Below are 22,631 nucleotides of genomic sequence, written 5' to 3'. Positions count from 1 at the left end.
GCTTTAGTACAAGAATAAACTTTCGAAATCACAGTGACTCTATTCGACTCAACCATGAAAATTAATACTATTTTACAGCGCAAGTATGGGTGATTTCTACCGTTGGCTCAAGCATGCGTGAAACAGAACAATATTTTTCCATAGAAAGCTCACAAGCTTTCTCTAATTTTTTGAGGCTAACGTCACCACCAATGCAACTTACGTGGATATTAATTTTTGTGAATACCGCAGGAACGGCATCTGCGCGTTCAGCCGTGACAGTCAATTCAACATCAGCAGGGTTTTGGCGTTGCTTGCCTAAAATCATCAACACGTCAACTGCTGAACAACCCGCAAGGCCCACTAAAACCATTTCCATTGGGCGAGGACCCGTATCCGTACCACCAATTGAAGGAGGACCATCAATTCTTACTGTGTGGCCTTCACCACTGACGCAGTCAAACTGCATTCCCTCAACGCGTTTTAATTTGATTTCCATTAGGCTTCGAAACCTTCTGTTACTAATTCAACAAAACCTTCATCGAGTGGGATGACTTCATTAATGCCAAGGTCTTCGAGAAGTGGAGCAGCCATGTGCACACGCTGACCACTGCGGCAATGGAGGTATGTTTTTAATTCTAAATCTACATCATCAGGTTCATCACCTGCTTCGAGATTTGATAGAGGGGCGAAAAGAGCTTGTTTGAGGTGGCCTTCCTGCCATTCATTAAATTCTCTTACGTCGAGAAGCTGTGCTGTACCAGCTGCTAGCTCTTCTTTCATTTGTTCTAAATGTGCTTTCATGTTTCTTCCTTAATTAAAAAATTATTGACCAAAAAGCCCTGTTGATAAATAGCGATCACCACGATCACAAACAATAGCAACAATTAAGCCCTCTTCCAAAGTCTTTGCTAACTCTATTGCGGCCCATACAGAACCACCTGATGAGATACCACAGAAGACGCCCTCCTGACGACCTAACTGACGCATCATCTCTTCGGCATCTTCCTGCCTAATATCGTAAATTTTATCGACGCGGTCCTCCTCATAAATTGTTGGAAGGTATTCCTTAGGCCACCGTCTTATACCAGGGATTTTTGCTCCATCTGCAGGCTGACAGCCCACAATTTGAATATTTGGATTACGTTCCTTTAAATAACGTGAAGTTCCCATAATTGTACCAGTTGTTCCCATTGAAGATACAAAATGAGTTACTTGACCTTGAGTCGCAGCCCAAATCTCTGGAGCAGTCCCACGATAATGCGCCTCAGGGTTAGCTTTATTACCAAATTGATTGAGCATCACATAACCGCCCTCTTCCACCTTGCTTTTCGCATAGTCAATGGCCGTCTCCATAGACTCTGTCAAAGTAACTTTCGCACCAAAAGCTTTCATAGCATCAACACGTTCTTGAGTAGAGTTTTCGGGCATAGCCAACTCAATTTCATAACCTTTAACTGAAGCAATCATTGACAAAGCAATACCAGTATTGCCGCTAGTAGCCTCAATGATTTTCATTCCAGGCTTTAAGGTGCCCTGCATTTCCGCATCAGAAATCATATAAAAAGCAGCACGATCTTTAACGCTACCACCTGGGTTATTCCCCTCAAGCTTCGCAAAGACCTTAACCTTCTTATTGGGAGACAAGTTTTTAAGTTCTAGTAGCGGTGTCTTGCCGATTAAATCAGTAAAGTCCATATGGGTAAATCCTAAATTAAATATAGCCGCTAATATAGCTCTGAAATAAATCTTGAAAACATAGCTATAAAAAGAAATGAGTATTTACAATTTAAAAATATCTCCCTGGAAATGAGTTTGATAAAAAGTCTATTTCAAAGGAAGACTTCAACAACTTTACAATGATATAGTATTGTTCTATTTGTCCTTCGTCACTTAAAAGTTCAAAATTGAGATGTTGTGAATTTGAGTTTTAATAACCCAAACGAAACACTAACCTGAACAATAACAGCGTAGCACAAAGTCATAAGCTAGAAATCAAAAACTACAAAAAGTATTTTTTAGTTACGTACTTTTTGATATGACAGGAAATCCTAAGTGCTATACCAGAAACTATACTTTTTTAAGTCCTAAAACAAAAAATTGATTTTAAGACAAGTAATTGCGTCTACACAAATAAAGTTTCGTTTTTAAGTCTAACTTCAAATCAATCGCTTTAGTTTAAAAACGTTCTCTTACATGCTCGGCAATTGGCACTGGATTCCCCTCTTCATCTATTCTAACAAAAATTAGTTTAGTATCTGTTACAGTTGTTTCTTCATGAGTATAGACGTTAAACTTTCTTGCTTCCACGTGGATAGTTATTGTTGAACCTCCCACTTTTATGACTTCGCCATAAAGCTTAATTAGGTTATTTTCTTTTACTGGAGCTTTAAAAGTAACTTCATCAAGTTTGAGAGTAACAAGGTTTGGAGTATAACAAACCGCTGCGCAATAGGCTACTGCAGCTTCATCAATCCAAGAAAGCATAGTGCCGCCAAATAAATTGTTGTGTATTCCAAGGTCACTTTTTTTACATAAGTTGGTGCCTATCAAAATCATCTTATTTGCAGTCTTTTTTTTTGTTTTATCCATTTTTTACACATTTGTTTGTATTGATATGTTAAAAAAGTAAACTTAAAAGTAGAAAAGTATGTGAGGAAATAGTCAGATTTTATGGTGTTTTTATCAATAAGCTAATAAGTACACTTTATATATCAATAAAATAAGTAAGAGAACATATTAGTAGATCAGAGAAGCTTTAGCTAATAAAAGTCATTGATTCGAAAGAGCCGAGGTATCAGTATTTTCTGACGAGTTAGATAGCCATCCAGACCATTCCTATGAATAACAACGCATGCTTGTGAGCAATGGCCCAGAGGAGTTAACACGTAAAAAGATATCGCGCGCAATCAAGAAAAAGATTTAAAATTTAGAGTTAAAAAAAAAGATCATTTAGCCGAAGAGTTTGTCAGTGAACTGACCGAAGCTTAAAAACCTAGAAAACTTTAATTAAATTTTAGATTTAAACTGACTTACGCGATGAGGTAATTGTTTTACAGCAAAAAAAAGGCTAGATTTAAGGAATGCCTGACGGCCTTAAGAAAATAAGCCAATATATTTTTAAAAGGAAAGGTCAAATATTAAAATTGGCCGAAGAGTCATTTCATTTTAAGAAAATTAAAATGAAACAGGAAACATCAAAAAAAAAGTTAAGCGTGATCTTTAATAAAACTAGCCAGTTCTATTATCCACAAATACCTAGTTCCATATAATCATTACGAAACTTCAGCATTCTTTTTAAAAACTTTTCGTTATAGGGAAACACCGTGGATAATCGCAATTTCACATACTGTCCCTGAGCATGGATATTGTAAGTATTTGTTTTAAAAACCGATAAATGATGAAAGGGCACTGCCCAAGTGAATTCACTTGTATTTCTCTTAAAAAAAAGCAATACACCTTTAGGTCTCTGCTCAATATTTGTGAAATGCATCCCAGCGTGACCATCTAAACTGTCAAATAACTTTTGACTCATTTCTTCAATTAACATCCTCCCAGAACCTTTACCCCTTAACTGAAATGTTTTTATTAAGCCGTAAGATTCTCCCAAGTGACCATCAATCTCTTTGTCTATACTTTTGTTTCTGTATGAGGTATTATAAAACATTTTCTATATCCATTTTTAATAAATCAATGGATATTTAAAAAAATAACAAATCTCCAAACAGCAAATTATTTATTTTCTTGCGGCTTAAAATCCTTATGCTCTTTAGGAATTGGTAACGCTTCCGTTTTTACATCGAGATCACCGAGTGCAAATTGAATCCCATTCAACCATGTTTGAAGTATCATTGGATTATAGAAAACATGTTCATTGTGACCGAAGGCACTGAAAAAAACACGCCCTTTACCATAATTCTTAACCCACAAAAGGGCGTGATCGTGATCTTTTCGACCATTTTTGTGATAGGACTCTTCCATATCAATTGTCAATAAAACACGCTGATTCTCACGTTTGTAATCTTTGTACTTGTAAAGTTCATCGGAAATCTTAAAGCCTTTACCTTTTAGGGGCTGAAGGATTTTGTGCTCGGGATCCTCATTACGAATTCCATACATGCCTTTTCTCGTCCAGGGATGGCCATCAAACGCACCACCAATCATCTCTGTAATTTCAGGCCAAGTCGTTTTTGCCTTTTTAGCTGAAGTCCCACAATCTGACGCTGCATGAACGCCAATAAAACCACCGCCATTGCGAATGAAGTCAAGAATCGCCTTGCGCTGTTCAGCGTTAAAATAATCTTGTGAATAAGATGTGTTATTGAAAAGAATTGCATCATATTTTGCGAGGTTCGCATTTGTATAATAAGATGAATCATCGTTAAATACCGCCTCAAACGCACCACTTACCTTAGCCATTTCTTTGAAACAAGTCTTTCCCGTTTCAATTGAGCTATGGTACCAACCCGCAACCTTGGATAAGACGAGGATTTTGCGCGTTTTTGCGGGCTTCGCAAGTGCCTTCACCGACGGCATAGCTTTGACAACCTGAGCATCTAACTCAGCCTGCTTCTCAGGGGCATGAGGTTTTTGAGCCATCAAGCTCGTTGCCATAGTAAACATTGTACATAGAGAAAGAATTTTTTTCATCTGGATCCTTGAATTTAATTAAATTAATAGAAGCTTCGGCATTTATTCGTCACCTAATCTAAGATAACTACGCCTCTAAAGATATTTATTATCAAAAAGAGGTGAAAATTGACAGTTTAACGCAAAATAAGCTGATTTTTAGCTTTCTCTACGCCCTTGAGGTGTGCCTCACGCAATGAACTAATCTCTGTGATCACTTCAAGTTTCTTGTCTAGGAGATTGTAATTTTCTCCGGGATCGAGATTAAGATCATATAACTCAGTCGCTTTGCCAGCTTGATTAAAAATAGCTTTATGTCGACCTGAACGCACTGCTTGAAGTTTTTCGCCATGGTAATAAAACATCTCTTTGCGCGGACTTGCTTTTTTATACTGCAACACTGAGCTGAGATCATAACTATCGTGTTTCACTTCTGGCATTTTACCCCCGCTCATTTTTGCGAAGGTCGCCATCATATCAAGAGTACTTCCCAAATCATGAATAATCCCCGGCTTCACATATCCTGGCCCCCAAATCACTGTGGGCTCCCGCATGCCACCTTCCCAAGTCGAACCTTTGCCATCTCGTAATGGGCCTGCTATCCCACCTTGAGTCTTGAAGCTCAACCATGGTCCATTATCAGATGTAAACACAACAATAGTCTGTTGCTCTAAACCCATTTCTTTAACAGTTTTGAGAACTTGCCCCACAGACCAATCGAGTTCTTCGATCACGTCGCCATACAAACCCATTGTACTCATATCTTTAAATTTATTTGATCGAAATAAGGGTACGTGCGGCATACTATGCGCTAAGTACAGGAAAAAAGGTTTATCTTTATTGACCCTAATAAATTGTTGCGACTTCTCAGTATAAGTCTTTGTAAGTAATTCTTGATTTGGCGCACGTTCTAAAACAGTCTCACCTTGCATGAGGGGGACTTCCCAGTATTCAGACTTCGGCTCTTCCCAGTGCTTGCCCTTGTGCCAGGGTAAAGATTTATCTTTTTTCACTTTATTAATCAGCTCACGATTGGCATCCATATCATTCGAGTAAGGAATCCCGTACCAAGAATCAAAACCATGCTTGATGGGTAAAAACTCAGCCTTATGACCCAAGTGCCATTTCCCCACCATACCCGTTTCGTAACCTGCCGATTTAAACATTTCCGCGAGCGTGTACTCACTCTGTGGCAAGCCACCCTGAGAATCAGGAAAAAGCACCCGTCTCTTATTAGAACACATGCCATTGCGGATAGGCAAACGGCCTGTTAAAAGCCCCGCACGACTCGGCGTGCAGACTGGCGCTGCCACGTAAAAGTTAGTCCACTTCTGGCCTTCATAGGCCATCCTATCTAGGTGTGGCGTCTTAATTGATGGATTACCGTTACAGCTCATATCACCGTAACCCATATCATCAGCAAAAATGATAATCACATTCGGTTTTTCAGCTTTTGCGACGAGCGCAAACAAAATAAATAAAACAGCAAATTTTATTCTCATTGACATTCCTTTAGGTTTTAAAATTCAGAATCTTTTACATAAAACCATTACACCACTGTCCCCCAAAAGTAACAGCCAGCGAAAAATTATAAAACAACAAAAGCTGGAGCAACATGAAAAAACATTTCACTCTTATCGAATTATTGGTCTCAATCGCCATTATTGGCATTTTGGCGAGTTTCTTATTACCCACACTAAGCAAATCGCGAAAACAAGCACGTTCAACTCTCTGCCAAAGTAAAATCAGACAAATTGGCATGGCCACGTTTGCTTATTCAACTGACAACAATAACTACGCCGCTTACAATGATTCTTCTGCAACATCTTATTGGACAAGACGCCTCTCTACCCAAGCCTACTTACCAGAAATTAATACACTTAATAGCAATGCAAATACGAGCCCCTATAAATGTCCAGAAGGTGCCGAACTCGACAGCTATTACACCAGTAACTATTCACAAAATTTTCGATTGGGCTTAAGGTCTGAGGGCGGAGTAGCCTACGAAAAATATAACATGAGTAGTGAGCATGCCTCCTCCACCGTCTTGCACATGGACTCCTTCGGAACTGCTATAACGCTATGGAAGGGAAACCTACAAGAAAATAAAGTTTTTAATGCTGACCCAAATACAAGTGTTGCAAGACATCTACAAAAAGCCAACACCTCATTCCTTGATGGCCACATAGAATCTATGAACGGAACTCGTCTAATCCAAATAGAAAGTGAAGCCTCAACTACAAATTTCTGGATACCTTAGACTTCCTTTTTGATGAAAAATGAATTAAATTAGAAAAATTAATTATTACCTGTCCCTCTTATTTTCTAAACGACGAACTGGTATGTGTAATCAAAATTGAGGTCGCCTAATGAAAAAACAAAAATTCAGTCTCGTTGAACTGCTCGTCGTTGTCGCCATTTTTGGTATTTTATCTAGCCTACTTCTACCTTCATTAGCAAACGCTAGAAAAACAGCGCAGGCAAGTCTATGTAAGAACAAGCTTAAACAAATTGCCTCAGCATCATTCATTTATTCTGATGACAATGATAACTACGCACCGCTCAACGATGCTTCGAATAATGGATATTGGTCAGCAAGACTTTCTCAGCAAGGCTATCTACCTGAAATTACTGCGTCAACCAGCAACGAGAATTCTAGCCCCTACAAATGCCCCAATGGGTCAGCTCTTGTCACTTACTACACAAACAATTATTCACAAAATTACCGATTAGGTCATATTGATGAAAATGGTACAACATACACACCCTACCCGATCACTAGCACTCATGGCAACAAAACAGTTTCCTACATGGATTCATGGTACGTAAAAAACACTCTATTCAAATACAATCTTGTCGAGAATAAGGTCTATGATTCCGACGATCAACAGGCTATCATCCGCCACCAAAGTCGCGCTAATATAGCTTACTTGGATGGACATGTAAGCGTTCTCACTGGTAGTCAACTACTGATTATTGGTAGCGAAGCCAACACGACTGAATTTTGGATTCCCTAATTTAACTTTGGATTTTTAAATGATTAAAAAAACTCTCACTCTTAGCCTTGCTTTGGCTTCTTCTTTACTTGCCAATAAAACTAATATCCTCTTTATCTTCAGTGACGATCATGCCACTCAGGCCATCAGTGCTTACGGAGGACGCTTTGCTAAAGTCGCACCCACACCCAATCTAGATCGTCTTGCTGACGAAGGTATGCTCTTTAAAAGATGCATGGTTACCAATTCCATCTGTGGCCCCAGTCGCGCGACTATACTCACGGGAAAATATAGTCACCTCAATGGCTTTATGGTGAATGAGAAAACTACATTTAATGGCGCACAACAAACCTTCCCCAAGCTCCTTCAAAAAGCGGGTTATGAAACCTCCATCATCGGAAAATGGCACCTTGGATCCAAGCCAACTGGATTCGATCACTGGGACATTCTTCCTGGACAAGGCATGTACTATAATCCCGACTTTGATAGCCCACAAGGACGCTCAAGAGTAGAAGGCTACTGCACCGAAGTCGTCACAGACAAAGCACTGACATGGCTCAAAAAAGAACGAGACTCATCAAAACCATTCATGCTCATGGTTCAGCATAAAGCTCCCCATCGCGAATGGTCACCTGCCCTCAAGTATCTCAATGCTTTTGATGATGTAAAGATGCCAGAACCTAGTAGTCTTTTTGATGATTATGAAGGACGGGGAAAAGCCGCCCGCAACCAAGACATGTCTATTGATATTTCTATGGAACTCGGCAAAGACTTAAAAGTTAAAGAATTTGACAAAAAAGGTCATCTCGCAGGACGTATTCATAAACGTATGACAGCTGCACAACTCAAAGCTTGGAACGCAGCCTACGAACCGAAAAACCAAGCTTTATTAGAGGCAAAACCTCAAGGAAAAGATCTGATTCGTTGGAAATATCAACGCTATGTCAAAGACTACTTGCGTTGCATCAAGTCTGTAGACGACTCGCTTGGCCAACTCCTCGATTACCTCGATGAATCAGGCCTCGCTCAAAACACCATTGTCATCTACTCTTCTGACCAAGGCTTCTATTTAGGTGAACATGGCTGGTTTGACAAACGTTTCATGTACGATGAATCCTACCGCACACCATTGCTTATCCGCTGGCCTGGACACACGAAGGAAGGCTCAAAAACTAGCAAACTCGTCTCTAACCTAGATTTTGCAGAAACATTTTTAGAGATTGCTGGAGAAGAGATTCCTTCAGATATGCAGGGTGCATCCCTCGTTCCATTACTCAAAGGAGAGGACCCAAAACATTGGAGAAAAAGCCACTACTACCATTATTATGAATTCCCAGGGTGGCATATGGTTCAACGTCATGAAGGAGCTTATGATGGTCGTTATAAACTCATGTATTTTTACGATATTGACGAATGGGAACTTTACGACTTAAAAGCTGATCCAGAAGAAATGACCAATCAATTTAACAACCCAGAATACAGCTCCGTGCTCACCCACATGAAACAAGAACTGCAAAAACTACGTTCTCAACATCAAGTTCCTAAAAACAAGATTAAAGACGTTTCAAATCCTAGTCAAAAATACATCACCAATCACGAAGCTGAAGTTATTAACTAAGCTCACTTAATCCAAAGGTTATTTATGTTTTACAAGATACTCACAGCTACGCTTTTGCTCATTTCCCAAATCCCCTTACTCCTTGCGGAGTCCGCAAAACCCAACATCCTCTTCATCACTGTAGATGACATGAACTGGGACTCCGTTGGTGCTTATGGTTGTCCAATTCCAGAAATCACTCAACATATAGATAGCTTAGCTACTGAAGGCATGCTTTTTGAACGCGCTTATGTACAAGCTTCTAACTGCTCACCCTCAAGAGTCGTTTTCCAAAGCGGACGTTACCCAAGTAGCAGTGGCATGCGCGGCTTTTATATGGTCGATGCCAATTATCCCATGCTCCCTGAAGTACTTAAAAACAAGGGTTATTTCACCGCCGTTATTAATAAACCTCGCGACACGAGTTTTCACGGGAATTACGAACAATTTTGGGATTACTCCACTATTCTCAAAGGTGCAGAAAAGCGTGGCGCAATAACTTATGAAAAAGGAATGAATGAGTTTTTTGCTATCGTCGATCAAAAGCAACAGCCCTTTTACTGTGTCGTCAATATTGCTGACCCACACAAACCCTTTTTCAATGACCCAAAATCCACTGAATCTGGCTTCGATGAATATGGTCCCAGCCGCATTTACGCTGCCTCGGAAATTACCGTTCCTGAATTCCTCCCCAAACACCCAGGTGTGCGCATTGAAATGCGCAACTATTACAACTCTGTTAAACGTGCCGATGACTGTGTAGGGGCTATACTCAAGAGCCTCAAAGAGAGCACATACGAAGACAATACTGTCGTCATTTTTATCTCTGATCACGGCATGCCCCTGCCCTTTGCCAAATCATCTCTTTATGAACATGGCATTAGAACCCCTTGGGTTATCAAATGGCCCAATAAAATTAAACCGAAATCAGTCGACACCGAACACATGATCTCTGCAGTTGATTTCATGCCAACTATCTTAGATATTTGCGAGATCAGCAAACCCAAAGGGCTAGAAGGTCGCTCATTTGCGTCGATTCTCGCAGGAAAAACCCAAAAACATCGCGATCATATTTTTGCAGAATTCAACGAAAATGCCATCGGCAATGTCTTCCCCACACGCGCTGTTCATAATAAAAAATTTGCCTACGTCTTCAATCCTTGGTCTGATGGTAGCAGATCTTTTACGAGTGCTTCTTCATTCCATAAATCATACAAGGTCATTAAAGAATTGGCAAAAACTGACTCCGAGCTTGCCAAACGCTACAATCACCTTGTCTATAGAGAACTTGAAGAACTTTATGATTTAGAAAAAGACCCTAACTGCCTCAACAATCTCGCTCAAAACCCTGAATACCTCAATCAACTTAAACAAATGCGCATGAAACTCACTCAACACATGACTAAAATCAATGATTATGCTCTTGAGGCCATGAAAAATCGTCAATCACCTGAAAAACTTGCGTACTTCATGGAAAAGCAAGATGCAGAATCAATCAAGAGAGCCCTGTCAATTCAATGGAAAAGGTTTAAAAATCGTATTGGTGGTACTGGAAAAAACAAAGAACTCTTTGTATCACCAGCCAATCTTTAAATTGTTTTTCTCCTTCACAGGTTTTAAAATATTAAATAAGATTATCTTTAGAATAGAAAAGCAGGCATTTTATGAGCGCAGGTGATTGGAATACACGATTAACTCTTTTGCAAAGAGCACAGAACCCTGACGATGAGCAGGCTTGGGATGACTTCGCCAACTACTATCATAAATTTGTCATGGTCATCCTTCATCAAATGGGCGTAAATGAAAACGACAAAGCCGATCTTGCACAAGAAGTATTAATCTCATTATGGAAATCTTTGCCAAAGCTAGAGTTTGATAGCAATCGCGCCAGGTTCCGCACCTGGATGAGTTCCATTATCCACCGCCGTGTCATGGATCACTATCGAAAAGTCCATCGTCAATCAAATAAAATCGAAAAATTTCGTAACGAAGAGGAGTTGAGTGCTCCGATTTCTCAGCCTGAAATTGAAAAACTCATTCAGTCTGAGTGGGAAGTCTATGTTGTCCAAGCCGCCATGGATCGCGTCACTCCCATCTTCTCCGGGAAAGCGATGGAAGTCTTTAAGATGAGTATGGAAAGCATCCCTTCAGATGTCATTGCAGAAAAACTCGACTTGCAACGCAACTCGGTCAACAAACTAAAAAACCGAGTCAAAGAAAGACTTCTAAGTGAAATCCAAGTTTTAAAACAGGAAATGCACCTTTTTAATGAGTAATAATAACCAAGACTTTGCTCGAAAATTCTCCGACCTCTTTCACGAAGAACCCGCTGAAAACACCCCCATTTATGCGGAACTTCAAGACATCGAAAGTCGCTACCGCTTTGTCGAAACCGTTGCCACCGGCGGGATGAAAAAAATTACCAAAGTCTTTGATCAATCGACCTCTCGTCATGTCGCCATGGCTGAGCTCCTCCCTGATATTGACACCTCATTCAATGAATTATTCCTCAAAGAAGCTCGCTTAACCGCTATGCTCGAGCATCCCAATATCATTTCAATACACGATATTGGCGTCAATGAAAAAGGTCTCCCTTTTTTCACAATGGATCTCAAGGAAGGCAATTCACTCCAAGACATCCTTCGACGACTTAGTCAAAGTGATAAGCATTATGAAAACACTTACCCTCTACATGAACTTCTTCTCATATTCATAAAAATCTGTGATGCAATTTCCTTTGCTCATTCTCGTGGAATCATCCATTTAGACCTCAAGCCTGCTAACATCCAAGTGGGTCGCTTTGGTGAGGTCCTCGTCTGTGATTGGGGCCTCGGCAAAACACTCAACCAACATGAAACTCAGGACTTCGAGGAGCTTCTTCTCAATACCGATCTACTCAATCACGTTACTCAAAGAAACGAGATCATCGGAACACCGGGCTACATGGCACCAGAACAAACAGAAACTAAAAGCCTACTAGACGAAAAAGCAGATGTTTTTGCTCTTGGTTGTATGCTATACTCAATCCTCTGTCTAAAGCCTCCATTTTCAGGGAGTACTTTTGAGGATATTTTGAAAAAAACACGCCAGGGTGATTTTCTTGAACCGTCAAATAATTTAGGGCGACCTCTTCCACAAAGTTTACTTGCCGTCATTAAACGGTGTATGAAAGTCAACAAAGACGAACGCTATAATTCCGTCGCTCAAGTTAAACTCGATATACAAAAATATCTCTCAGGCTTTTCTACTGAAGCTGAAGAAGCGAGTCTTCTCAAAGAACTAAGACTCCTCATCAAGCGAAATAAAGCTGCTTCAGTTACCAGCTTCAGTGCTCTTCTGATCATTTTTGCACTCTGCTTTTATTTCATCAATGCCCTTCAGGAACAAGTCAAAGTGGCTCAAATAGAAACCTTGAGAGCCGAAGAATCAGCTCATAATCTTGAACAAGAAAAAAACAAATCAGATCAATTACTCCAAGAAAGTAAAGAACTCGTCAATCGCCTTATGAACAGCTTCCTTTCCGAATCTGAATTAACTTCAAAAACTTTTATCTATGAGTACCCCCGCCAATCTCTCAACAAAACCCTCACCAATGCCAAGGAGCTCCTGAAAATAGATCCTAAAAACATAGCTGCTAGGCATCATTTAATCCTCTCGCTTTTTCTCATGCAGCGATTCAAAGAAATCAACGAGCTGCCTTATAAAGAATCCAAAACACTTCGCGACCTCAGCAAAAAATATGTAGATGCAACTCGAGCCCCCATTGGCTTACTAAAAATTGAATCTCTAGCTAAACTAATAGCCGACCTCCGTAATAACATACGATACGATTACCCCGTGGCTTTGCGATTACTTGCCTACGACAGCAGTGTGAGAGGGAACCCAAATTATTATGACCAAGTCGTCATTGAATTACTAAAAATGATCAATCCCAAGTGGGATGCGAAGGGTTTTAACTATTCCTATCGTGAGCAATCCTTGATCATAAATTCACAAGGTATTGAATTCCTCAAGAGTCCCGAATATTACGCCTCCGGAAAAAACCCACTCTCTTTTCTCAACCTAAGCACCTTAAAAATTTCTAAGACCTCAATACAAGATATTACTGAAGTTGAAGGCCTCAAAATCTCTACCTTGGACATAAGTAATAGCGGTATATCGCAGCTCGATAAAATCTATAAAGTTAAAAGTCTCAAAAAGCTTATTATTCATCGGGGTCAACTGCCATCAAAACAGATTAATAAACTTAAAACATCGATCTACATAGAAGTTTTATAAACGACCTGTCCCGTCAGCTCAATTCGTGACGAACAAGTAAATTAAAAAGGTGTTTTCCATGCTCCATAAATCTTTTACTTTACTTTTACTCCTTCTAGCTCAAATATCACTTAGCAACGAACGACCCAATATCCTCTTCATCATGGTCGATGACCTAGGCTCCCGTGACCTCTCGGCGTATGGTTCCAAGGATATTCAAACCCCACAAATAGATCAACTTATGGATAGAGGAATGCGCTTTACGCAATTCACTGCGAATAGTTGTGTCTGCTCCCCATCACGAGCCGCCTTCTTAACAGGTCGCAATCAGGACATGGTTGGCGTCCCAGGCGTCGTTAGAACCCATGACCATAATTCCTGGGGTTACCTCGACCCAGAAGCCGTCACCATTGCCGATGTATTCAAAAGCAATAACTACCGCACGAGTCTTATTGGCAAGTGGCACCTTGGACTGCAATCGCCTAACCACCCTAACGAGCGTGGCTTCGAAATTTTCCATGGTTTCCTTGGGGATATGATGGATGACTATTGGGAGCACACTCGACATGGAGTTGCCTATATGTACCATAATTCAACAGCAGTTGAAACAAAGGGCACCCACGCCACAGAACTGTTTACAAATTGGGCAATCGAGGAAATAAAACAGGCACAAAAAGATCCGCGACCTTTTTTTCAATTCCTTTCCTATAACGCTCCTCACGACCCCATCCACCCTCCTAAAAAATATTACGAATATTTTAAAAAGAAACAGCCAAACACGAGTGAAAAACGCGCCAAGATTGGTGGTCTCATCGAACACCTCGACTACTCAATAGGGCGTGTGTTAGATACTTTGAATGAGCTGGAAATCGACAAAAACACTCTAGTTATTTTCACCTCCGACAATGGCGGAAAAATCAAATATGGTGCAGACAATGGCGAATTACGCGCTGATAAAACTCACATGTATGAAGGTGGTCTTCGCGTCTGTACTTCATTCACTTGGCCTGAAAAAATCAGATCCAAAAGCCTATCAGATTTTAGAGCTATGACGATGGATTTCATGCCCACCCTTTTGGATGCAGTCAATATTGATTACTCTGGGCACATGGATGGCAAATCGTTTTTACCCGAGCTTCTATTTGGTCAACAAGAAAATTTCACAAAACGAAAGCAGTTTTATACCTGGCTTCAGATTTATAAAAAACATGCCCTGCGAATAGATGACTGGAAATTGGTTAACAATAGTAAAAAATCTCAATACGAACTCTTTAATCTCAAAAATGACCCTTTTGAAAAAAAAGACTTGAGTGAAAAACACCCTGAAAAATTTAGCGACATGCGCAAAGCGATGGATGCTTACCTCTCCAAAGCAAATCAGATCAACTGGAAGCGACCTTCTCAAAAGAAATCTCAATAACCTGTCCCTTTTCTCATTCACACGCGAATAAGTAATAAAGACAAATATTAAGGTTTCCCATGCGCTTTATTTTCATCACACTTTTCACTTTAATTTCCTGCGATCAACCAGGAATGTTTTATACTCAAAACCACACAAAGTCAGTTTCAAATACTGTAAAAGAAGAATCCGTTCTTCAAGAAAAAATCACCTCCGAAAATACTTTGCAGAGCTTTATGATTGCTCCGCAGCAACCCCACGCACTCCCCTTGGAAGAACGCAACCCTGAAATTCATGGTGACACAGCGACTTTACTTTGGACGACCCAGCACCTCACAAAGGACCTCGGATCAGACATTATTAAACTCAGCTTAAGCCACAAAACCCTTCACAAACAAGGGTATAAGGTCGACAAACACACAAGTCTCGCCGACTTAGCTCAACATCAGGTTTATCAAAATAGTCTGGATCTTCCCTATCGTTTAGCCTTCTTTTGGGCCCACGGAAAAACCCTCTTCAAGTATTATAAGCCCTCTAAGGATCAGGAAATTTATGATGAATTCTACGAATTTACTTCCTACCTACTGAAGAACTATAACGAATCCGGTAAAACTTTCATGATTGGTAACTGGGAAGGTGATTGGCTCATGGGAGCGAAGGAAGTGGGTCAAAACGAAGACATGACTCCCGAACAAATCGATAAAATGGTTAGCTGGATGAATATCCGTGGCAAAGCCATCGACGATGCAAAAAAAACAGTGGCTCACAACAATGTAAAAGTTTTTTTCTATGCCGAAGTCAACTTAGTTCGCCACTCCCGCAAAACTGGACTCAAGCGCATGACCAACAGCGTGCTCCCACGTTGTGAATACCTGGATTATGTATCTATCTCCAGTTATGAAACTCAAGGAATCGTAGCCTGGGCGAGTCCTCACAGTGCAGATTCATTAAAAGCTGACCTCTATAATGACCTCAACTATGTAGAAAATTCACTTCCGCCTCGCCCTGGAATTATCGGTAAACGCATCGGAATTGGAGAAATCGGTTACCCAATCGTTCACGTTATGAATTCCTACAAAGTCAAAGAACGGGAAGCCGAGCTCATTCAGGCAAGATTAGCACTACTTTCTGCTCGAGTTAATCTGGAATGGGGAACCCCTTTCTGGCTGTGGTGGGGCATCCATCATAATGAAGAAATTGAATCAAAAAAATACCCTAATCACAAATTCAAAGGTTTTGGAATCATCGATCAAAAATCAGGACACAAAACTCGCCTTTGGCACGAATTCCACTCCTATAATATGTGGGCTGCACAAGAAATCGAATCGCAGCCAGATGAGTTTAGACAGAATGCCATAAAGTGGTTAAAAGACCGCGTCAATCAACTTGAGAAAGAAATCTCTCACTCCAATCAATTCACAACTTTTTACTAGGAACACTATGAAAAAATTTATTCTACTTATAACAATTTTTTGTTTTTGCCTAAGTGCCCAGGAACTATTTAAAGACCCTCAGTTTAAGCACAAGGAAAAATACTGGATTTTAAAAAAGAAACCTGAATTCTCTAAGGTGAAACCTAGATTTTCACGAAACCTTTTCACCATCCAAACTCCCCATAGTTCAGAAAGCTTTTATCTCTCATTAATTACTGAAGTAGACGTAAAACCCGGAGAAACTTATGAACTTAATATCAGCACTCTGGCGCAAGGTGAAGGCGAATTAAGATTTAGCCTCGTATCTAGGCCACCGTTGGATCTTAAAGCAAAAAAAATCAAACTTAACCGTTTTGTTCCCATGGGCCTCACTAAAAATGTAAGCCCTCAGAAGACTTGGCAGAACCATTCCTACACCTTTACTGCAAAGGAATTAGCTTCAAAAGAACACCGCCCCCATATCTCTATTCAATTCGGGGCTTTTCACGGCAAATTTCAAATTAAAGATTTACATCTTACTAAACTCTAAAATACAGTTTATTAGACCGAGCGATGATAATTTTCTAAATCACGCTCTGAGTCTCTTGCTTTTCAAAGAGCTTTTAATTCATTTCCCTTGCAATGTATGAAGTACAAAACAGAGTAAGAGATTGATTAATTAGGAGGTCTTTATGCGTTTATTTATTTGTATCGCTTTTCTTTACTTGTTTGCTCATGCGGGAGAGCAAGCAGCAAACTCGCAATTTCCTTATGAGAGTTTAAAATCTGAGCTGAGTGCGCAAGATCGGCACTATATAGAAAAGCTTCCGGATCAAGTCATATTTGATTGGGTGCAAGTTCCTGAAAGTCACCAAATAAAAGACGGTGAAACACTTAGAGTTTTTTACGAATACCGCCTTCCAAAAAAAACAGATAAAAACAAACGTCCCATTTGCTTTTTTTATGGTGGTCCTGGGCTAGATCCTCGTTCAGCGGTGCATTCCTTACTGCCCATGACCAAAGAGAATGGCATCCTCATCATCCACCAGAGAGGCACTGGACTTTCTTCTCCCCTACCTAAAATCCAGCACGACTCCGATATCCTGCGCTATAAAAACTACCTGAGTCGAGCCATTGTCCAAGATGCTGAAATCATTCGCAAAAAAATCTTTGATCATCAAGCTTGGGTGGTCACTGGCCAAAGCTTTGGCTCGCTCATTATCCAACGGTATATCACTATGTACCCAAACTCACTCTACTCGGCCCATGCACATGGTTTTGCGGCCACGTCTTTACCCACACCCTTTGCAGAAGCGCGCATAATTAAACACAAAGAAGTCTTAAATGAGTATCTCAAGAAGTATCCCAAAGATAAAAAGCGCTTGGAATTGATTGCTCAATATTGCAAAACAAATACGTTTTCGCCAAAAAATGAACCCCAAATCAAAATCCAGGGACGGCATAGCTTCTCCTTTGCTGGCATGGTTTTTCTCTCTGCACCCAATTACTGGAAGGATTTATCAAATATTTTAACGATGATTTGCCCAGAGAACACCGTTGATCCCCATAAATTAAAACTCATGATCAACAACTTCTATTTCAACAAAAGCTTTCTTCACCTCGGTAAAGAACAAGATGTTCTCAATGTGGTTTTCAATCGTCATGAAGCCTATGTAACGCAAGTTGGCCAATCACTTAGTAACTATTATAAAGAGATTATTACTAAACTCAAAAAGCAGGACATCGACACTGACAAATGGTCAATGGGTGAAGAAGCGCTCATGCATTTTTGCATAGATGCTCCTATGCATAACTTGGCGGACAGCTATGATTTAGGCCCGGCCGACCCTTTGCGCCCCAAAGACATTGCCAAAGCTTTAAAAAACACGCCTCATTTAAACTTTCACCTCTACGCTGGTGAAATTGATAGCGTCGCTCCCCCTGAAACCTTTGAAGAACTGCAAAAGCATTGCCATCGGGGCTTAAGTTTCAAAATCCTTCCTGGGGGTCATGACTCATTTTTGAGCCCCGTTTTCTGGGAAGAAGTTTTTAAACACTCACAAGAATAAGTTCATTCAGACCAAAAAAAATCTTTTGAAATTAAACTAAAATGTCCTTGACCACATGCCCATGAACATCTGTGAGACGGAAAGCACGTCCCTGATACTTAAAAGTGAGTTTTTCGTGATCAATCCCTAACTGATGCAACATCGTTGCATGGAAGTCGTGTACGTGTACTCCACCATCAACCACGTTATACCCAAACTCATCCGTTTCACCATGAGTGATACCTGGCTTAATACCGCCGCCAGCCATCCAATAAGTAAAGCAACGCGGGTGATGATCGCGTCCGTACTCATCTTCAGTCAATTTCCCCTGACAATATGCCGTACGGCCAAACTCTCCGCCCCAAACAACTAGGGTGTCATCAAGTAAGCCACGTTGCTTCAAATCTGTTACAAGAGCTGCAGAAGCTTGATCCACATCCATGCACTGCTTCGGTAAAGCTGTAGGTATATTGTTGTGCTGATCCCAACCGCGATGATAAAGCTGAATAAAGCGTACGCCTCGTTCCGCTTGGCGACGTGCCATAATACAGTTCGCCGCAAATGTACCCGGTGTTTTCGAAGCTTCACCATAGAGCTCAAAAGTACTTTTGGGCTCATCTCCCAAGGAAAGCGCCTCGGGAACCGACATCTGCATACGGTAGGCCATCTCATATTGCTCGATACGCGTCTGGGTCTCAGCATCATGATGCTGCTCCATCGCCAATTGATTCAGTCCATTTAAATTATCTAATAAATGACGACGGTCTTTACGACGCTCACCCTTGGGATTACTTAAATAAAGTACAGGGTCATTACCCGCACGAAATTGAACACCTTGATGAACTGAAGGCAAAAAGCCATTGCCCCAAAGTTTCGTGTAAATTGGCTGACCACCTGGGCGGCCCGTCCCTTGAGAAACCAAAACAGAGAAATCTGGTAAGTTCTTATTGGCAGTACCTAGGCCGTAGCTCAACCAAGAGCCAAAACTAGGACGACCCGGAATCTGATGACCCGTTTGAAAAAAGGTTACGGCAGGATCATGATTAATCGCCTCGGTATACATACTTTTCACAAAGCAGAGATCATCGGCAATCTTAGCCGTATGTGGCATCAGGTCACTTATCCAGGCACCGCTCTTGCCATGTTGTTTAAAATCCCATTGATGGCCCGCAATCGGAAAACTTGCTTGTCCAGAACTCATGCCCGTTAAACGCTGTTCCGATTTAATAAAGCCCCCCTCTTTCCCTTCGCGTATAAAGAGTTCTTTACCATGATGTTCACGAAGAAGTGGCTTGTGATCAAAGAGGTCGTGTTGTGAGGGACCGCCATTCATAAAGAGGAAAATAATTCTTTTGGCCTTAGGCGCAAAATGAGGTAATTGTTTCTGGATGTCAGCTGCCATGGCTTCAGGGTTTATCATGGAACTTAGAGCTAGGCCTCCCAAGCCAGCTCCACCCATTTTGAAAAATCCACGACGATCCATTGGTTTAGCAAAATTGTTTTTCATCTTATTTCTCCTTAGTTCCGTGTAATTGTTTCATCTAAATTCAATAGTAACTGAGCGACTGCCATGTAAGAGGCTAATTCATTTTTATCTGATGAAGCTACTTGAACTGAATCTCCCACTGTGAGTCGCTCTTTGGCTAAAGCAGGGTTTTTCTTGTATTCATTTAAGCGATAATTAAATTCTTTTTTCAAGAGTGCTAATTCTGCTGAGTTTGCTTTGCGTGCGGTCGCTAAGCGCCAGCCAAACTGAACCCGTTGATCTAACTGACTCCCCCCCTCGAGCATCATGCGTTGAGCTAAAGCTCTAGCTGCCTCGACGTATTGAACATCATTCAAAGTCACAAGTGCTTGTAGTGGTGTATTTGTCGGATTCCTACGGGCTACACAAGTTGTTCGATCAGTCGCATCAAAGACAACACTTGAAGGGTGTGGTACCGTGCGTTTCCAGAAAGTATAAACCGTCTTACGGTAGAGAGCCTCACCCTTGTCTTGCTTGAAGGTTGCATTCCCCTTTTCTTTCCATAGCCCTGCGGGTTGGTAAGGCTTCACTGGACGTCCACCTTTTTTATCCACTAATAACCCGCTAATACTTAAGGCATTATCACGTATAAACTCAGCATCCAAACGTCTTCTACTAAAGTAGCTGAGGTATTTATTTTCACCGTCAACTTGGACTTTACTCTTCACTTGGGTACTCGATTGACGGTAGGTCGCGCTCATCACCATTTGCTTGATCATATACTTAAGGTCCCAAGAATTCTCAACAAAATCTACGGCTAAGTAATCTAGTAAGGCTTGATTCGTAGGCAAATCTCCTTGAAGTCCAAAGTCTTCTGCCGTTCTCACAATGCCTCGACCAAAGAGCAACTGCCAATAACGATTAATGGTAACTCTTGCAGTTAGGGGATTGCGTTCATCTACTAACCATTTGGCTAAACCCAAACGGTTTTTGGGGTAAGAAGGATCCATAACTAAGATACTTTCTGGCACTCCAGGAAAAACTTCTTCGCCTTTATTTTCGTAGCTACCACGTTCGAGAATATGAGTTTTACGCGGCTCTTTACGCTCTTTCATTACAAGCGTTGTCGGAATCGTGCCATTCAAATTTTTCAATTCCCGATCAGCTTTATTGAGTTGCGCTAATAAGCTTATGTATTTCTTTGTATTAGGCTTACGAACTAACACTTCAGCGCTTTCTAAGATTTTATCCTGATTCACAAGCTTGCCTTTTGCATCAAAGTAATGAATCTCTGCATCTTTTAAGAAGCGTATATTTTTCTTTGTCGCTCGTAGTTCTAAGCCAGAGATTTGAATTTCTTTTTCAAATTCAAACTCGATAAAGGCCTTGTGACCATTAACTCGAACCTCATCTTTATTATCAATAAGAAATAATGGATCTGACTTAATTTTTTTAGAGGCTTTCACTTTTGGATTGTTTCCCACGTAGTCTAAAAACTTCACACCCGTTAAAATGAGTGGAGACTTATCATTTCTAAAGAGCTTAACTTTCTTCACTAAGATAGATTCAGCTTTTGCCTTATCGTTTTCAGCCTTTAAATCTTTTTGAAGCTGAGCCATCTGTTCCTCTAAGCTCGTCTTCTTTCCTGACTGTTCTTTAGAAGGTAAGTTAATAAATGGTGCAGCAGCACCTTTGCCCACTTTACCCTTTTCATCAATACTTCTAAAGAAGGCTGACATCTCATAAAAATTTTTCTGGCTTAAGGGGTCGTACTTGTGATCGTGACAGGAAGCACAATCTAAACTCATGCCCAAGAAAGCAACTGAGGTTGTGCGCACGCGATCTCCAGCATACTGAAGGAGGTACTCTTCGTCGATAATTCCACCTTCATTTGACACAGGATTATTACGATAAAAACCCGTCGCTACTTTTTGGTCGCGGCTAGAGTTCGGCAGTAAATCACCTGCAACCTGCTCAGTTATAAACTGATCAAAAGGTTTATTGTCATTGAAGGCTTTCATGACCCAGTCACGCCAAGGCCACATACTTCTGGCTCCATCTTCAAAAAGCCCCTGCGAATCTCCATAACTCGCTACGTCGAGCCACTCAACAGCCAAGCGTTCTCCCACGGCTTTATCTGCCAGTATGCGATCGACTAGACGCTCATAGGAACCCTCTTTTTGATCCGCTAAAAAGGCATCAACCTCATTAAGGCTCGGTGGCGTACCTCTCAAGTCCAATGAAAGACGACGAATTAGCTGCTCTTTACTTGCCTCCGGATTGGGCTGAAGCTTTAAGTCCTCAAGTTGGCGACCTATATGGCGGTCGATATCATTTTTGCACCAGTCATCATTCTTTAGATCAACTTTCTTTTTCTGAGGCGGCACAAAGGCCCAGTGCTTTTCGTAATTGGCACCCTGCTCAATCCACTTGCGAATAATTTCTTTCTCATCCTTAGTCAATTGCTTTGCAACGCTATCAATCGGCGGCATAATCTCATCTTCATCATCTGTAATAAGACGCTGCCAAACAATACTCTCATGAGGCTTGCCAGGAATAATCGCTGCATCACGACGGCGTTCGCGCCCACTCTTTGTTTTGTAAACCCTTTCCTGCGTGGCCAAGTCTTCTGTATGTAGTTGAAGCTTACCTTTAATTTCTTTGGCATCTGGCCCGTGACAATGATAACAGCGGTCGGCCAAAATTGGGCGAACTTGTTCATTAAAACTAATTTTTTCTTCTGCGCCTAAAACGAGGCTGAAGAGTAAGAAGGTGGAGATAAATACTTTTTTCATTAGGGTTCCTTTTTCGTTCATTCCACCTCTTTTCGTCAATGATTTCATCAATCT

General features: G+C 40.9%; 19 protein-coding genes. 10 read left to right on the top strand and 9 right to left on the bottom strand.

Annotated features, from left to right (window positions below; all coding sequences use genetic code 11):
• Positions 1-67: 67 nt before the first annotated feature.
• The 7 genes from LNTAR_RS03080 to LNTAR_RS03050 form a co-directional block, all read right to left on the bottom strand.
• The gene (locus LNTAR_RS03080; RefSeq protein WP_007277173.1) at positions 68-478 is read right to left on the bottom strand and encodes an OsmC family protein; all 411 of its coding nucleotides are present in this window, start codon (positions 476-478) and stop codon (positions 68-70) included.
• Complete coding sequence (locus LNTAR_RS03075) at positions 478-783, bottom strand: rhodanese-like domain-containing protein (RefSeq protein ID WP_007277172.1); 306 nt, start codon at positions 781-783, stop codon at positions 478-480. Before LNTAR_RS03075 ends, LNTAR_RS03080 begins: the two co-directional genes overlap by 1 nt.
• Positions 784-804: 21 nt before the next feature.
• Complete coding sequence (cysM, locus tag LNTAR_RS03070; RefSeq protein WP_007277171.1) at positions 805-1,677, bottom strand: cysteine synthase CysM; 873 nt, start codon at positions 1,675-1,677, stop codon at positions 805-807.
• A gap of 480 nt (positions 1,678-2,157) precedes the next feature.
• On the bottom strand, positions 2,158-2,571 hold the full coding sequence (locus LNTAR_RS03065) for an acyl-CoA thioesterase (protein ID WP_007277170.1): 414 nt from the start codon (positions 2,569-2,571) through the stop codon (positions 2,158-2,160).
• A 652-nt stretch (positions 2,572-3,223) separates the two neighbouring features.
• Positions 3,224-3,646, bottom strand: a complete 423-nt coding sequence (locus tag LNTAR_RS03060) for a hypothetical protein (protein ID WP_007277169.1) — start codon at positions 3,644-3,646, stop codon at positions 3,224-3,226.
• Between the two features lie 65 nt (positions 3,647-3,711).
• Positions 3,712-4,629, bottom strand: a complete 918-nt coding sequence (locus LNTAR_RS03055; protein ID WP_040914183.1) for a ThuA domain-containing protein — start codon at positions 4,627-4,629, stop codon at positions 3,712-3,714.
• A 116-nt stretch (positions 4,630-4,745) separates the two neighbouring features.
• Positions 4,746-6,110, bottom strand: coding sequence for a sulfatase family protein (locus LNTAR_RS03050; RefSeq protein ID WP_007277167.1), 1,365 nt, complete (start codon positions 6,108-6,110; stop codon positions 4,746-4,748).
• Positions 6,111-6,223: 113 nt separating this feature from the next.
• Here LNTAR_RS03050 and LNTAR_RS25055 point away from each other — a divergent pair, with 113 nt between their 5' ends.
• The 10 genes from LNTAR_RS25055 (at position 6,224) to LNTAR_RS03000 (ending at position 18,338) form a co-directional block, all read left to right on the top strand.
• A complete protein-coding gene (locus tag LNTAR_RS25055; protein ID WP_007277166.1) occupies positions 6,224-6,868 on the top strand; it encodes a type II secretion system protein in 645 nt (214 codons plus the stop codon).
• Positions 6,869-6,977: 109 nt separating this feature from the next.
• Complete coding sequence (locus tag LNTAR_RS03040; RefSeq protein ID WP_007277165.1) at positions 6,978-7,625, top strand: prepilin-type N-terminal cleavage/methylation domain-containing protein; 648 nt, start codon at positions 6,978-6,980, stop codon at positions 7,623-7,625.
• Between the two features lie 19 nt (positions 7,626-7,644).
• Positions 7,645-9,222, top strand: a complete 1,578-nt coding sequence (locus tag LNTAR_RS03035; protein ID WP_007277164.1) for a sulfatase family protein — start codon at positions 7,645-7,647, stop codon at positions 9,220-9,222.
• Positions 9,223-9,246: 24 nt separating this feature from the next.
• A complete protein-coding gene (locus tag LNTAR_RS03030; RefSeq protein WP_007277163.1) occupies positions 9,247-10,794 on the top strand; it encodes a sulfatase family protein in 1,548 nt (515 codons plus the stop codon).
• Between the two features lie 71 nt (positions 10,795-10,865).
• Entirely contained in the window at positions 10,866-11,477 is a 612-nt protein-coding gene (locus LNTAR_RS03025; protein ID WP_007277162.1) for an RNA polymerase sigma factor, read from the top strand.
• Entirely contained in the window at positions 11,470-13,479 is a 2,010-nt protein-coding gene (locus LNTAR_RS25050) for a serine/threonine-protein kinase (RefSeq protein ID WP_007277161.1), read from the top strand. Before LNTAR_RS03025 ends, LNTAR_RS25050 begins: the two co-directional genes overlap by 8 nt.
• A gap of 58 nt (positions 13,480-13,537) precedes the next feature.
• Complete coding sequence (locus tag LNTAR_RS03015) at positions 13,538-14,878, top strand: sulfatase family protein (RefSeq protein WP_007277160.1); 1,341 nt, start codon at positions 13,538-13,540, stop codon at positions 14,876-14,878.
• A gap of 59 nt (positions 14,879-14,937) precedes the next feature.
• Positions 14,938-16,290 carry a hypothetical protein gene (locus LNTAR_RS03010; RefSeq protein ID WP_007277159.1) on the top strand — a complete coding sequence of 451 codons (1,353 nt, stop codon included), beginning with the start codon at positions 14,938-14,940 and terminating at the stop codon, positions 16,288-16,290.
• A 7-nt stretch (positions 16,291-16,297) separates the two neighbouring features.
• Positions 16,298-16,819, top strand: a complete 522-nt coding sequence (locus tag LNTAR_RS03005; protein WP_007277158.1) for a hypothetical protein — start codon at positions 16,298-16,300, stop codon at positions 16,817-16,819.
• 142 nt (positions 16,820-16,961) lie between these two features.
• Entirely contained in the window at positions 16,962-18,338 is a 1,377-nt protein-coding gene (locus LNTAR_RS03000; protein WP_007277157.1) for an alpha/beta fold hydrolase, read from the top strand.
• A gap of 31 nt (positions 18,339-18,369) precedes the next feature.
• Here LNTAR_RS03000 and LNTAR_RS02995 read toward each other — a convergent pair whose 3' ends face one another.
• Positions 18,370-19,824, bottom strand: coding sequence for a DUF1501 domain-containing protein (locus LNTAR_RS02995; protein ID WP_007277156.1), 1,455 nt, complete (start codon positions 19,822-19,824; stop codon positions 18,370-18,372).
• 11 nt (positions 19,825-19,835) lie between these two features.
• Positions 19,836-22,577 carry a PSD1 and planctomycete cytochrome C domain-containing protein gene (locus tag LNTAR_RS25045; RefSeq protein WP_052607294.1) on the bottom strand — a complete coding sequence of 914 codons (2,742 nt, stop codon included), beginning with the start codon at positions 22,575-22,577 and terminating at the stop codon, positions 19,836-19,838.
• Positions 22,578-22,631: the final 54 nt, after the last annotated feature.

Source organism: Lentisphaera araneosa HTCC2155 (assembly GCF_000170755.1).
Lineage (GTDB): Bacteria > Verrucomicrobiota > Lentisphaeria > Lentisphaerales > Lentisphaeraceae > Lentisphaera > Lentisphaera araneosa.
This window is presented reverse-complemented; position numbering and strand designations above follow the sequence as displayed.